This window comes from Nocardia sp. SSK8, assembly GCF_037034205.1.
GTDB lineage: Bacteria > Actinomycetota > Actinomycetes > Mycobacteriales > Mycobacteriaceae > Nocardia.
The window spans coordinates 66,141-80,042 of the sequence record NZ_JBAGKD010000002.1 but is presented as its reverse complement, the minus strand read 5'-3'; the positions used below and the strand labels follow the sequence as shown (position 1 = coordinate 80,042).

The 13,902-nt window shown below is 70.1% G+C and carries 12 protein-coding genes; 7 read left to right on the top strand and 5 right to left on the bottom strand.

Going from position 1 to position 13,902, the window contains the following annotated elements; all coding sequences use genetic code 11:
• Positions 1–67: 67 nt before the first annotated feature.
• On the bottom strand, positions 68–2,236 hold the full coding sequence (locus WA675_RS03930; RefSeq protein WP_336082006.1) for a DUF4132 domain-containing protein: 2,169 nt from the start codon (positions 2,234–2,236) through the stop codon (positions 68–70).
• Positions 2,237–2,285: 49 nt separating this feature from the next.
• Between WA675_RS03930 and WA675_RS03925 the strand changes: the two genes are divergently transcribed.
• Positions 2,286–3,185 (top strand): aminoglycoside phosphotransferase family protein, encoded by a 900-nt coding sequence (locus tag WA675_RS03925; RefSeq protein WP_336082004.1) that lies wholly within the window; start codon positions 2,286–2,288, stop codon positions 3,183–3,185.
• Between the two features lie 225 nt (positions 3,186–3,410).
• Positions 3,411–4,652 carry a cytochrome P450 gene (locus WA675_RS03920; RefSeq protein ID WP_336082002.1) on the top strand — a complete coding sequence of 414 codons (1,242 nt, stop codon included), beginning with the start codon at positions 3,411–3,413 and terminating at the stop codon, positions 4,650–4,652.
• A 48-nt stretch (positions 4,653–4,700) separates the two neighbouring features.
• Here the strand turns inward: WA675_RS03920 and WA675_RS03915 are convergent, their stop codons facing one another.
• The gene (locus WA675_RS03915; protein ID WP_336082001.1) at positions 4,701–5,936 is read right to left on the bottom strand and encodes a cytochrome P450 family protein; all 1,236 of its coding nucleotides are present in this window, start codon (positions 5,934–5,936) and stop codon (positions 4,701–4,703) included.
• Between the two features lie 162 nt (positions 5,937–6,098).
• On the bottom strand, positions 6,099–7,277 hold the full coding sequence (locus WA675_RS03910; RefSeq protein WP_336082000.1) for a cytochrome P450: 1,179 nt from the start codon (positions 7,275–7,277) through the stop codon (positions 6,099–6,101).
• A gap of 62 nt (positions 7,278–7,339) precedes the next feature.
• Here WA675_RS03910 and WA675_RS03905 point away from each other — a divergent pair, with 62 nt between their 5' ends.
• The gene (locus tag WA675_RS03905) at positions 7,340–8,152 is read left to right on the top strand and encodes an SAM-dependent methyltransferase (protein ID WP_336081998.1); all 813 of its coding nucleotides are present in this window, start codon (positions 7,340–7,342) and stop codon (positions 8,150–8,152) included.
• Here the strand turns inward: WA675_RS03905 and WA675_RS03900 are convergent.
• On the bottom strand, positions 8,149–8,511 hold the full coding sequence (locus WA675_RS03900; RefSeq protein ID WP_336081996.1) for a DUF779 domain-containing protein: 363 nt from the start codon (positions 8,509–8,511) through the stop codon (positions 8,149–8,151). The two genes, WA675_RS03905 and WA675_RS03900, sit on opposite strands and share 4 nt — an antisense overlap.
• A gap of 124 nt (positions 8,512–8,635) precedes the next feature.
• Complete coding sequence (locus tag WA675_RS03895; protein WP_336081995.1) at positions 8,636–8,845, bottom strand: zeta toxin family protein; 210 nt, start codon at positions 8,843–8,845, stop codon at positions 8,636–8,638.
• Positions 8,846–9,245: 400 nt separating this feature from the next.
• Between WA675_RS03895 and WA675_RS03890 the strand changes: the two genes are divergently transcribed.
• The 4 genes from WA675_RS03890 to WA675_RS03875 are packed head-to-tail and all read left to right on the top strand — an operon-like array spanning position 9,246 to position 13,898.
• Positions 9,246–10,295, top strand: a complete 1,050-nt coding sequence (locus WA675_RS03890; protein ID WP_336081994.1) for a 3-oxoacyl-ACP synthase III family protein — start codon at positions 9,246–9,248, stop codon at positions 10,293–10,295.
• Between the two features lie 8 nt (positions 10,296–10,303).
• Entirely contained in the window at positions 10,304–11,200 is an 897-nt protein-coding gene (locus WA675_RS03885) for a hypothetical protein (RefSeq protein ID WP_336081992.1), read from the top strand.
• Positions 11,197–12,858 (top strand): fatty acid CoA ligase family protein, encoded by a 1,662-nt coding sequence (locus WA675_RS03880; protein ID WP_336081991.1) that lies wholly within the window; start codon positions 11,197–11,199, stop codon positions 12,856–12,858. Before WA675_RS03885 ends, WA675_RS03880 begins: the two co-directional genes overlap by 4 nt.
• Entirely contained in the window at positions 12,855–13,898 is a 1,044-nt protein-coding gene (locus tag WA675_RS03875) for an NAD-dependent epimerase/dehydratase family protein (RefSeq protein WP_336081990.1), read from the top strand. Before WA675_RS03880 ends, WA675_RS03875 begins: the two co-directional genes overlap by 4 nt.
• Positions 13,899–13,902: the final 4 nt, after the last annotated feature.

Below are 13,902 nucleotides of genomic sequence, written 5' to 3'. Positions count from 1 at the left end.
GATACTTCCGACGACGAACGGCCCGGCGAATCATGTCGCCGGGCCGTTCGTCGTCGCGCGAATTCGGCTATCCGTCAGCACTTTCGGTGCGCGAGGCGACGATCCGGTCGAGGTCACGCAGGGCTTCGGAGAAGACGACCGGCGGCACCTCGGCCAGGGGAACCACCGCGCCGTCGCGCAGGAACCGCAGGTCACCGATCTCGACCTCGGACTGGGCGAAGTAGCCGGAGAAGCCGCAGCGCAGGGCGGCGGTCAGGCCGTGGCCCACCGGCTTGGTGGCCTGGTTCTCGCTGTACTGGCCGTGGGTGGACCAGCCGCGGGCCGACAGCATCGGCACGGCTACCTGCCCTTGGACGGCCTGTCCGACATACCGGGTCGAGCGTTCTCCGGTCAGTTCGGCCGGGGTGGCCGAGAAGAACGCGCGCGCCACCTGCTCGACCGGCTGCACCACCCCGCGCCGCGCGAGCTCATCCCGCCAGTGCGTCAGGGCGCCTTGCTGTTCCAGTTCGACGGGGTGGACGGCGGTGAGCGGACCGGTGCGGTCGAGGTCGTCGAGCAGACCGATCGTGCCGGTGCGGTCGCGCCAGAGCAGGGCGGGCAGCAGGGCGGCCCCGGCGGGCAGGGAGAGCAGCCGGGTCAGTTCGCCCGGGGTCAGGGTGCCCGTGGTGGCGACAAGCCGGTCCACCAAACCGGTGCGCATGCGGCGGGCCTGGTCGCGCAGAAGTTCCCGGTGTGCGCACAAACCCTGGTAGGCCGGGTCGCCGCGCACGGCCGACGGCACCGATTTCAGGGTCTTGCCCGCGCGCTCGACCGATAGTTCGGCCTCGGTGCCGGTGGTCGACAGGGTGACGCGGTAGTCGCCGATGGTCGCCGCGGTGGGCGTCGCGGTGGCGATCCGCGCCTCACAGTCCCATTCCAGCCGGTCGGCACCGTCGACCCCGGCCACCTGGGCAAGATGGTCGAGGGCCACGGCGATGGCGGCGGCGTGGCTGATCCGGCGATTCGGGCCGAGTCTCGGTCCGCGTCCGGCACACTCGCGGATCGCCAGATACCGGTCGAGAACGGTCTCGCGCTGGTCCAGCGGCAACATGCCGAAGGCCGCGATGCCCTGTAGCGCATTGTTTTTCACGCGTTTGAGCACGTGGGCACGATTGCCACCCAGGACCGCGGAGACGATCTCGTTCGGCTCCAGCGCCAGGACGCGGCGCGCCTGCTCGGCGCCCACCTCTTCGATCGCGCGCAGCAGCGCGGCCCGGTCGTGCCGGACGACCTCGTCGGTGGGCAGCGCCCGGATCATCCGCCACAGCTGCGCGCCCTGCCCGAGCCCGAACAGCGGCAGCAGCGCGTCCGCGTCCCCGGCTCGCCTGCGCCACGCGAAGACCCGGCGCTGTTCGGCCACCGGCCGCGGGCGCAGTCCCTCGCGCAGTTCGACACGTTCGGTGTCGGTCAGTTCGGCACCGCCGAAGAATTCGGCCGCCTGCTCCTCGCCGCTCCACCGCAGGGCCAGCCACACGAAGCGCAGTCCGCGCGGGGCGAATCCGGCGGGCACGCTCTCCCACGCCGCCGGTTCCGGTCCGGACACCCGCTGCCAGGTGCGCTCGTCCACCAGGGCCCGGACGGTCTCGGCGCACGCCAGCGGCGCACCGGTGACCGCACCGCTCCCGTCGCGCCCGACCACGGCGTAACCCAGGTAGCGATCATCGGCGAAGGCCCGCTCGACCACGGCGTCATCCAGCGCGCCGACCCGGTACAGCGCGTCGAGGACCGCACCGACCGTGCCCCGGTCCAGCCAGCCGAGCGGCCGGAACACCAGCAGGCGCAACAGCGCGGTATCCCCCGCGGCGACCGCCCGCCCGGCCACCTCGTCGAGCAGCAACCGATTCCGCGCATCGACCCCGAGATAGCGCGCGACCAGCGCCCGCACCCGCACCGAGGGCCACGGCACGGCCAGCAGCTCCGCGATATCCGCCGAGTCGCCGACGGGAAACGCCGCGTCATAGACCTCGTCGAGCACCGCCGTCAGATCGCCGACATGGCCCTCCAGATGCCCCAGCGCCCGATCGTCCCCCTCGGCCAATCGCACCCGCACGCGATCGGCGATCACCCGCAGCTCACCCGGGTCGCCCGCGCACTGTCGCGCCCGCTCCACCAGCTCCCGCAGCGCGCGCCGCTCGTCCTCGACGACACTCACGTACTCCGCGGGGATCGGCCACGGCGCCACCTCGTTCTCGACCACGCCCGCCACGCTACAAGCGCCCACCGACAGCCCCGGCTACGGTGAAGAGGTGATCACCGTGCCCGAGGAGTTCGCCCGCAAGAAGCAGTACAGCGCAGACGAATCGGGCCGCCGCTGGATCGCCGCGCTCCCGCGCATCGTGGCCGAACTGCTGGACCGCTGGGGCTGCGTCCCCGACGGGGACATCCGGCACGGCGAGGTCGGCATCGTCGTCCCGGTCCGCCACCGCGACCTCCCACCGGCGGTCATCAAGGTGTCGTTCCCCCACCCCGGCAATGTGCACGAGCCCGACGCCTACGCGGCCTGGCAGGGCACCGGCGCCGTCCACCTCTACCGGCGCGCCGACGAACACTTCGCCATGCTCCTGGAGCGCGCCAACGACACCCTCGCCACCGTCACCGACAACGACGCCGCCCTCACCATCCAGGGCACCCTCACCCGCACCCTCGCCGTCGCAGCACCGGCCGACCTGCCCAGACTGCAGGACCGGATGGACGAGTGGACCGACGACATCACCCGCACCGCGGCCGCGTACGGTCACCCGATCCCCCGCCGCGTCCTCGACGCCGCCCTGGCCACGCTGCGCGACCTGGGCGGCGACCAGCCCGCCCTACTCGTCCACGGCGACCTGCACGACGCCAATATCCTCGCCGGACAGCGCACCCCCTGGCTGGCCATCGACCCGAAATGCCTCGTCGGCGACCCCGCCTACGACGCCCTCAATGTCATCCGCAGCCCCCGCTTCGCCCCACTGCTCTTCGCCGCGAACCCGAAACCCCATCTCCTGCGCTACATCGAGATCTACAGCGCCGCTGCCGAACTCGACCCGATCCGCACCCGCCGCTGGATCCAGGCGGGCGCCGTCAAGGAAGCCCTCTGGGGCCGCGAACACGACGACCCCGACTGGCTGATCCACGCCACCGAACAGCTCGCCGAAATGCTGGTCTAGCGCCCAATTACGCACGGCGACACAACGTTTCGCTCGGCACGACAGGTTTTGATACGGTGTGCGGCGATGCCGATTCGGTGAGTCATGCACTGGAACATGTTGCAGGACAAAACCTTCGCTCTGCGCGAATCGGTGGCTCTACCGTCTTCACCCCCGCGGCGCCCGGTGCCGCGGTTGCGCGACGACGCGCGATGACCATCGTTGTCTCCGACAGGAGTTCGTGCTGTGCTGCCCCAGACCTCGGCCGATCCCGTGCCCGACCCGAGCTCGATCGCCGAGCAGGAGCGGGTGCCGCTGTACTCGCCGGAGTTCGCGGCCGATCCGCAGGGGACGTATCGGGCGATGCGGCGGCGGTTCGGGTCGCTGGCGCCGGTGGATCTGGTGCCCGGAGTGCCCGCCACGCTGGTGATCGGGTACCGCACGGCGGTGCAGATCCTCAACGATCCCGATCACTTCCCGGCCGACGCCCGGATGTGGCAGCGCACCGTTCCGGCGGACTGCCCCATCCTGCCGATGATGTGCGACCGGCCCAACGCGATCCGCACCTCCGGCGCCGAGCACACCCGCTACCGGCAGGCCACCGTGGCCGGGATCGCGGGTGTCGACCTGTACCGGCTGCACAGCACCGTCGAGCAGATCGCCCTGCCGGTGATCAATTCCTTCTGCGCCGACGGCAGCGCGGATCTGCTGAGCCAGTACGCCTTTCCGGTCATCTTCGCCACCATCAACGCCATGCTCGGGGTCGGCGAGGAACTCGGCGGGCGCATCGCCGCCGGGATGGCGCAGATGTTCGAGGGCGGCGAGACCGCGGTCCAGGGCGCCCAGATGCTCGAGGACTCACTCTATGACCTGGTCCGGCTCAAGCAGCTCGAGCCCGGTGACGACATCGCCACCCGCCTGGTCCAGCATCCGACCCAGCTCAACGACGAAGAGCTGATGAACCAGATGCTCACCATCTACGGCGCGGGCATCGAGCCCATGCTCAACCTGATCCTCAATACGGTGCGGCTGATGCTCACCGACCCGCGGTTCGCGGGCAGCCTGCTCGGCGGCAGCCTGTCCACCCGCGACGCCCTCGACGAAGTCCTCTACACCGACCCGCCGATGGCCAACTTCTGCACCACCTATCCCCGGCAGCCGATCCTGGTCGACAATGTCTGGCTGCCCGCGCACCAGCCGGTGGTGATCAGCATGGCCGCCTGCAACAACGATCCGGCCATCGGTTCCGGGGAGTTCCTGGACAATCGCGCGCACCTGTCGTGGAGCACGGGCCCGCACAGCTGCCCGGCCAAGTCGCCCGCCTACCTGATCGCCCAGGAGGCGATCGATCAGCTGCTCGACGCGCTCCCGGAACTCGAATTGGGCGTTCCCGCCGAGGAATTGGTCTGGCGGCCGGGCCCGTTCCACCGGGCGCTGGCGGCGCTGCCGGTGGTGTTCCCGAAGACGCCCCCGCTCGTCGTCCAGTGAGCGGCGCGTCCGGCCGGGACGTTCCCGGCCGGACGGCAGCGCGGGCGGTTACGCCCCGTCGATGTGCACCGGCAGGTGCCGGTGCCCGTTGGAGATGAAGCTGGGTACCGTGCCGAGGTCCTCGACCGGCACCGCCAGGCTCATCTTCGGGAACCGCTCGAACAGCGCGGGCAGCGAGACCAGCGCCTCCAGCCGGGCCAGCGGCGCGCCGAGGCAGTGGTGCGCGCCGTGCCCGAAGGCCAGGTGGGACTGGTTCTCCCGGCCCGGATCGAACGTGTCGGCGGTGTCGCCGTGGCGGCGCGGGTCGCGCCCGGCGGCGGCGTACCCGGCCAGGATTGCCTCGCCCTCGGCGATCCGGACCTCGTCGATCTCGATGTCGGACACCGCGAAACGCAGCGGCAGATGCGCCACCGGGGACTCGAACCGCAGCGTCTCCTCGATCACGTCGGGCCAGGTGACGCGGCCCTCGCGTAGGCCCTCGGCCACCTCGGGCCGGGTGAGCAGCACGGTGATGGCCTGGTCCAGGAGGTTCACCGTGGTCTCGTGCCCGGCCGAGATGACCAGCAGCAGGGTGGCGACCAGCTCTTCCTCGGTGAGCGCGTCGTCGCCCTCGTCGTCGCGCTGGGCGATGAGCAGGCTGGTCATGTCGTCGCCGGGCTGTTCGCGGCGCAGCGCCACCAGCTCCCCGAGGATGCGGTACATCTCGAGGTAGTTGGCCTGTGATTCCTCGGGGCTGAGCGTGGTGTCGAAGATGCCGTCCACGCACGTGCGCAGGCCGGGGCCCAGCGATTCCGGCACGCCCATCAGCTCCGAGATCACCTGGATCGGCAACGGATAGGCGAAATGCTCACGCAGATCGACGGTTTCGCCCGCGGGCACCCGGTCGAGCGCGTCGAGCAGCTCGGTGGTGATGCGCTCGACCTGCCCGCGCATGGCCTCGGTGCGCCGGGCGGTGAACGCGGGCGCCACCAGGCGGCGCAGCCTGCGGTGCTCGGGGCCGTAGGCGGTGAACATGTTCGGCACCGCCACCCACAGATACAGCGGCCAGTCGGCCGGGATCTCCCCCGCCACGAACGGCGGCCAGTGCCGCGAGGCGTCCTTGGACACCCGCGAATCGATGAGCAACTGCTCGAGCAGGGCCGCGTCGGTGACCGACCACGCGGGCACCCCACCCGGCAGTTCGACGCGGGTGGCGCGCCCACGCTCGCGCAACGCCACGTTCTCGCCCTGGATGTCGTTCCCCGTCGGATCGATTACCCACCGATTCGTCACCGATTCCACCATGAAGCCTCTCGATCACCGGTGTTCCGTCGACCCGTGCGCAGCGGTCGCAGCGAAACATGTTGCTGGACTGGACCTTCCGGTCCGTTCAGCGATGCTACCGCTGCACCCGAGGCCCTGCAGCGCCTCGGGCACAACGGTGCGAATCGGTCATCGAGGACAGTTTCAGCGCAGGGTGACGGTGGTGGGCAGGGCGGCGAAACCGCGGTTGTTGGAGGAGTGGATGCGCACCGCGTTGTCGGTATCGACCTCGAAATCGGCGACGGCGGCGACGATCTCCTCCAGGACCACCCGCAGTTCGAGCTGGGCCAGATTCGCCCCGAGGCAGTGGTGGCGACCGGAGCCGAAGGCCAGCGAGGCACCGGTGTCGCGGTCGAGATCGAAGGTGTCCGGATCGGCGAAGACCGATTCGTCGCGGTGCGCGGAGCCGGTGAGCAGCAGGATCCGGGCCCCGGTCGGGACGGCGACGCCGTGCAGGTCGAGCGGGGTGGTCGTGGTGCGCAGCTGGGACTGGGTGGCCGGGTCCCACCGCATGGACTCCGCGATCCAGTCGTCGATACGCCCGGCGAAGGCGGCGCGGCGCTGGTCCGGGTGCGCCGCGGCGGCGGCCCAGGCGTTGCCCAGGGTGAGCATCACCGTCTCGATGCCCGCGCCGACGAGCAGGATCAGCACCCCGACGATCTCCTCCGGGGTGAGCCGGTCGTCGCCGTCGGCGGCGTCGAGCAGGCCGGAGAGCAGGTCGCCGGTGCGCTCCTGGCTGCGCGCGATGGTCAGTTCGGTGTAGTAGCCCACCAGCGCGCCGATCGCCTGCATCGCCTCCGGGCGCAGGTCGGTCGACTCGGCGTCGGTGTACATGATCTCCATGCCCAGCTTGCGCACCAGATCGCGGTCGGCCTCAGGGACACCGACCAGTTCGGAGATCACCTCGGTCGGGAACGGCCCGGCGATCTCGGCCATCAGGTCGAAGCTGCCGCGGGCCAGCGCGGGCGCCAGGGTCCGGCGGGCGATCTCGCGTAGTCGCGGTTCGAGCGCCTGCACCCGGCGCTGGGTGAACGCGCGCACCACCAGTCCGCGCATACGGGTGTGCTTGGGCGGGTCCATCGCCACGAACGAGAACATCTTCTCGGCCTGCGGACCCCAGAAGGCCGGTTCCATGCGCAGGCCGTTGGCGCTGGAGAAGCGCTCGGCGTCGCGCAGCGCCGCCAGCACGTCGGCGTGCCGGGAGAAAGCCCAGAAGTCGTCGGCCTCGTTGCGGTAGACGGGGGCCTCGTTTCGCAACCTGGCATAGTACGGGTAGGGATCGGCGTGGACGTCGAAATCAAAGGGGCTGAACTGCAGGGGCATGGTCGTGCCTTCTCGAGTCGGGCTGATCCCGACGACGGTAGTCGAGAGAAAGGAAGGGCGCCGTGGACTTCGAATCCGCCGCCGACCGGGTGGATGTCACCAAACCACACCCGGCCCGCCGGTATGACTACTGGCTCGGCGGTACCGCCAATTTCGAGGCCGACCGCAAGTCGGCCGACGCGGTGGCCAAGGCCTTCCCGTCGATCCACTTCGCCGTGCTGGAGAACCGCCGCTTCCTGCGCCGCGCCATCGACCACCTCGCGCGCACCGAGGGCGTGCGCCAGTACCTCGACATCGGCACCGGCCTGCCCACCGAGGGCAATGTGCACGAACTGGCCCAGGCGATCGCGCCCGCCTCACGCATCGTCTACGTCGACAACGACCCGATCGTGCTCTATCACGCCCGCGACCTCCTGGACAGCTCCCCCAGTGGCGCGACCGCCTATATCGATGCCGATCTGCGCGACCCCGCCTCGATCCTGACCCACCCGGCCCTGACCGGCACTCTGGACCTGGACCGGCCGGTGGCGCTGATGCTGTGCGCGGTGCTGCACTTCCTCACCGACGACGCGCAGGCCTACGCGGTGGTCCGGGAGCTGTGCGCGGCGCTGCCGTCCGGCAGCTACCTCACGCTCACCCACGCCACCAACGATCACCTCTCCGACGAGGACCGCGCCGAGACCGACGCGGCGAACCTGCGCAGTGGCGTGCCCTTCCGGACCCGCTCGACCGCCGAGTTCACCCGGTTCTTCGAGGGACTCGAACTGATCGAGCCCGGGATCACCTCGGTGATCGACTGGCGCCCCACCGAGTGGCGCCCGCATCCGCGCCGGGAGGCGGTGTCCATGCTCGGCGGGATGGCCCGGATCCCCTAGGCGTCCACGCGCAGGGCGAAGCGGAACCCGCAGCTGGTCTCCAGCGACGATGACGGGCTGTCGACCTCGGGGGCGCTGCGCACATCGATGCTGAGATCGTTGTCGTCGATGCCGTCGCGGAAGCGGTCGGCCAGCCAGAATTCGGTGTGCCAGGCCGTGCGCCCGGCCAGCGCGTCCCCGGGCTCGGGCCGGAAGTCGGTGCGGCGCACACAGATCGGGGTCTTCCCGTCGGTGTCGGGCGCCAGATACAGGACGACGGGCCCGTGCATGGCGGTCATCAGCTGGAGCACGTCGCCCGCGCCCTCGGTGGCCGCGACGGCGCGGTGACGGTGCTGTACTACCCCGGCGTGGTCAAGCATGGTGCACTCCTTGCAGATTCTCGACGTGTGGTCGGGTTGCCCGACACTATGGGTGGGCAAGGTTGGTTCAGGGTTGGTGCGGATCGAACGTTGCGAAGTTTCCGCGGGATTCCGCCGGGCCCGGTCAGTTGACCGCGGCCTCGGTCCAGGCGCGGGTGCGGATCTCCTCGACGGTCTGGTCGGGAGTCATGTCGGCGCGGCCGTTGATCACCATGCGCCGGAACAGATCCCCGCGCAGATGCACCGACCGCGGCAGCCGCTCGGCCAGCAACTGGGCAATGGCCGACTTGCCCGCCGCCTGAATCCCCGTGACGAGGATGATGGCCTGCTGCATCGGTGCTTTTCCTCCTGCGACAAATTCCACGCGGGTATTTCGGCGTGGGAAACAACGGCGGCGGACGGCCCGACATATTCCGTCGTCGACCTTTCGTGAGGTCCCTCACGGTAGACCAACCATACCGAGCCACTCACGCCATACCAAAGCCGCCGGATCACCGGATAGCTGATTCATTGCCCAGGTCTCGAAATCAGTGAAAAGAAGAGGTGGAAGCGCAGATTCAGTCGATAGCCGCTTTTCCGACACTCGTAGTTACACATAATACCCTCCAGGGTCCGTCACAGCCGTTTCACGCTTCGCATCGTCGCCGTTCACAGGGTTACCCTTCGGTAGCGTTCGATCGCATCGGCGATCGAAATCCCCCCGAGGCACCCTTCCGACGTATTCAGGAGTTCCCGTGTCGCATTCGCGTTTCGAGTCAATCGGCGCCTATCTTCCGTCGAATATCGTGTCGACCGAGGAATTGATTTCGCGTCTGTCCGTGCCGCCGTCGTTCGATCTGGAGAAGATCACCGGGATCAAGGAGCGCCGCGTGCGCGACACCTCCCCGGAGAACCAGGAGGACTCCTTCGCGCTGGCGATCGCGGCCGCGCGGGACTGCCTGTCCCGATCCCGGTATGCCCCGGGCGAACTGGAGGTGATCATCTCCTGTTCGATCACCCGCAGCGATCAGGGCACCCGGATGTACATGGAGCCCTCCTTCGCCTCCAGCATCGCCAAGCACCTGGGCGTGGAGTCGGCGATCACCTTCGACGTGTCCAATGCCTGCGCGGGCATGCTCACCGGTGTCTACCTGCTGGACCGGATGATCCGTTCGGGCGTGGTCCGCAACGGCATGGTGGTCAGCGGTGAGTCCATCACCCCGATCGCCGACACCGCGGTCACCGAGATCTCCGAGAAGTACGACCTGCAGTTCGCCTCGCTGTCGGTGGGCGACTCCGGCTGCGCGGTGGTGCTCGATCAGGCCGTCGACGAGGCCGACAAGATCCACTACATCGAATTGTTCACCGCCGCCGAGCATTCGCACCTGTGCCTGGGCATGCCCAGCGACAAGTCCTCCGGCGTGGCGCTGTACACCGACAACCGCAAGATGCACAACGAGGCGCGGTTCCTGCTGTGGCCGGACGCGCAGGGCGACTACCTCGCCGGGCAGGGGCGCGCCTTCGCCGACGAGGAGTTCGACTACATCATCCACCACCAGTTCGGCGCGGCGGCGGTGCCGTATCTGAACGCGGTGGCCGCACGGGAGTTCGGCGTGCCGATGCCGCCGGACCTGAATGTGATCGAGAAGTACGGAAACACCTCGACCACTTCGCATTTCATCGTGCTGCACGATCAGCTCTCGGACCAGAACATCGCGGCGGGCTCCAAGCTGCTGATGGTTCCGGCCGCCTCCGGTGTCGTCGCCGGTTTCCTGTCCACCACCATCTCCTCCCTGAAGGTCTGAGGTTCGTCATGGGCGTACGTATCCGAGCCACCGGCACCAGCACCGCCACCGACACGCACTCCGTCGTGGAACACAGCGGAAGCGCGGCACGGGAAGCCTTGCGGCGCGCCGGGATTCGCACCGACCAGGTGGGCGTGCTGATCAACACCGGCATCTTCCGTGATTCCAATACGGTGGAACCGGCCGTCTCCGCGCTGATCCAGAAGGCCGCGGGCGTCGGCCTGGACTACACCAAAGGCGACGCGCGCACCTTCTCCTTCGACCTGATGAACGGTGCGGTCGGCGTGCTCAACGCCGTGCAGGTCGCGGGCTCCATCCTGACCACGGGCAGCACCGAGCACGTGCTGATCGTCGCCGGTGATACCCATCCCTCGCTGTCGCGCTCGGCCGCCGACGCCGAATTCCCCTATGCCACCGCCGGTGCCGCGCTGCTGCTCGACACTACCGATGGGCCCGAGGGCTTCGGCCCCGTGCACACGGCGACCGCGCCGGGCACGCCTGCCGAGCAGGCCTATGTCGACACCGCGACCATGGGCACGGTCGGCCGCGGCCTGATGACCATCGAGCGCGAGCCCGATTTCGAGGACCGGGTGCTGGCCGTGGCGACCGAGGTGGCCCGCGCGGCCGTCGCCGGGGCCGACGCCGGGCGGGTGGCGCTCATCGCCTCGACCCCGAGCCCGCAGTTCCCCAAGCTGCTCGCCGACGCGCTCGGCCTGGACCAGGACGCCGTGCGCGTGCCCGACCTGTCGGCCGGTGACCCGCACACCGCCACCCTGCCGCTGGCCTACGACCGCGCCGTCACCGAGGGCTCGCTGGCCGGGTACACCCAGGTGCTGTTCGTCGCCGCGGGTGCGGGTCCGTCGGCCGCGGCCACGCTCTACCGCTTGCCCGCGGAGACCGTGTGACCACCGCGACCTACTGGGAGACCATCGACGGATTCCGTCGCCTGGCCGCCGCGCAGCCCGACCGGGCGGCGGTGATCTACCCGGACGGCACCACCCCGGGCGGGCTGCCCGACTACCGGCAGATCACCTATCGCGAGCTGGACCAGTGGTCCGACGCCGTCGCCGAGCAGCTGCTGGCCTCAGGCGTTGGCAGCGGCACCCGCACCATCGTGCTGGTGCTGCCCAGCCCGGAGCTGTACGCGATCCTGTTCGCGCTGCTGAAGATCGGCGCGGTGCCGGTGGTGATCGATCCGGGCATGGGGGTGCGCCGGATGGTGCACTGCCTGCGGGCGGTCGAGGCGGAGGCGTTCATCGGCATTCCGCCCGCGCACGCGCTGCGGGTGCTGTTCGCGCGCAGCTTCCGGCATGTGCGGACCACGGTCACCGTGGGGCGCCGCTGGTTCTGGCGCGGCCCGACGCTGCGGTCCTGGGGGCGCAGGCCCGCCGGGGTGCTGCCCGCGCGGGTCCCGGCCTCGGCCGACGATCTGCTGATCATCGGATTCACCACCGGCAGTACCGGTCCGGCCAAGGCCGTCGAACTGACCCACGGCAATCTCGCCGCCATGGTCGAGCAGGTACACACCGCGCGCGGCAACACCCCGCCGGAGACCTCGCTGATCACCCTGCCACTGGTCGGCGTCCTGGATCTGCTGCTGGGTTCGCGCTGTGTGCTGCCGCCGCTGATCCCGAGCAAGGTCGGCTCGACCGACCCGGCGCACGTGGTCGACGCGATCGAGCGCTTCGAGGTGCGCACCCTGTTCGCCTCGCCCGCGCTGCTCATCCCGCTGCTCGCGCACCTGCGCGCGCGGCCGACGCCGCTGCCCTCGCTGGGCAGTGTGTTCTCCGGTGGCGCGCCGGTGCCGGACTGGTGTGTGGCCGGGCTGCGCGAGGTCCTGCGCGCGGACGCCGAGATCTACGCCGGGTACGGGTCCACCGAGGCGCTGCCGATGTCGACGATCGAGTCGCGCGAGCTGCTCGACGGTCTGGTCGAACGCGCCCACACCGGTGACGGCACCTGCATCGGGCGCCCCGCCGACCGCGTCGAGGTCCGCTTGCTCGGCATCACCGACTCCCCCGTGTCCACCTGGGAGGGCACCGAACAGCCTTCCGGCCCACGGGAAGTCGGCGAACTGGTGGTGGCGGGGCCGAATGTGAGCACCCGCTACTACTGGCCCGCGCGGGCCAATGCCGAGGGCAAGATCGCCGACGGCGACCGCGTCTGGCATCGCACCGGCGATCTGGCCTGGATCGACGAGCAGGGCCGGATCTGGTTCTGCGGGCGCAAGAGTCAGCGGGTGCGCACCGCAGGGGGGCCGATGTTCACCGTGCAGGTCGAGCAGGTCTTCAATGTGGTGCCCGGGGTGGCGCGGACCGCGCTCGTCGGGGTCGGCGCGCCGGGAACGCAGCGTCCCGTGCTCTGCGTGGAGCTGGAGTCCGGTGCCGATCAGAACGCCGTGCTCACCCGATTGCGTACGCGCGCGGTCGAATTCGCGGTCACCACACCGGTCGCGGATTTCCTGGTACATCCCCGTTTCCCGGTCGACATCCGGCACAACGCCAAGATCGGCCGGGAGGAACTCGCCCGCTGGGCGACCGAGCAGCTGGAGTCGGGCCGATGAAGATCCTGGTCACCGGAGCCTCCGGGTTCCTGGGCGGCAGCCTGGTGCGCGCACTGGTCGCCGAGGGCACCCACGACGTGGCGATCCTGGTGCGGCGCACCAGCGTGCTCGACGATCTCGGCGACGCGCTGGACCGGGTCGAGGTCGTCTACGGCGATCTCGCCGACGCGGCCTCGCTGACGCGGGCCACCGCGGGCCGGGATGTCGTGGTGCACAGCGCCGCCCGCGTCGACGAGCGCGGCACCAGGGACAAGTTCTGGACCGAGAACGTCCGCGCGACCGAACTGCTCCTCGACGCCGCCCGCCGCGGCGGGGCCACCCGGTTCGTGTTCGTCTCCAGCCCCAGCGCGCTGATGGACCGCGACGGCGGCGACCAGCACGATGTCGACGAGTCGCTGCCGTACCCGCGCCGCTACCTCAACTTCTACTCCGAGACCAAGGCCGCGGCGGAGCGTGCCGTGCTGGCGGCGAACGCGCCCGGCTTCACCACGGTCGCGCTGCGGCCGCGGGCGATCTGGGGCGCGGGCGACCGCTCGGGCCCGATCGTGCGGCTGCTGGGCCGTACCGCCGAGGGCAAGCTGCCCGATCTGTCCTCCGGGCGCACGATCGAGGCCTCGCTGTGCCACGTCGACAATGTCGTGCGCGCGTGTGTGCTGGCGGCGACCGTGGACACCCCGGGCGGCAAGGCGTATTTCGTCGCCGACGCCGAGAAGACCGACGTGTGGCGGTTTCTCGGGCAGGTCGCCGAACGGCTGGGATATCACCCGCCGACCCGGCGGCCGAATCCGCGGGTGCTGGCCGCGGTGGTGGCGGTCATCGAGACCGTGTGGCGGATTCCCGCCGTCACCAACCGCTGGTCGCCGCCGCTGTCGCGCTACGCCGTGGCGCTGATGACCCGCAGCGCCACCTACGACACCACCGCCGCGCGCACCGACCTCGGCTATGTCCCGGTCGTCGACCGCGACACCGGGCTGGCCGAGTTCCTGCGCTGGCTCGACACCCAGGGCGGCATCGAGACGCTCACCCGCACCCTGCGCTGACACC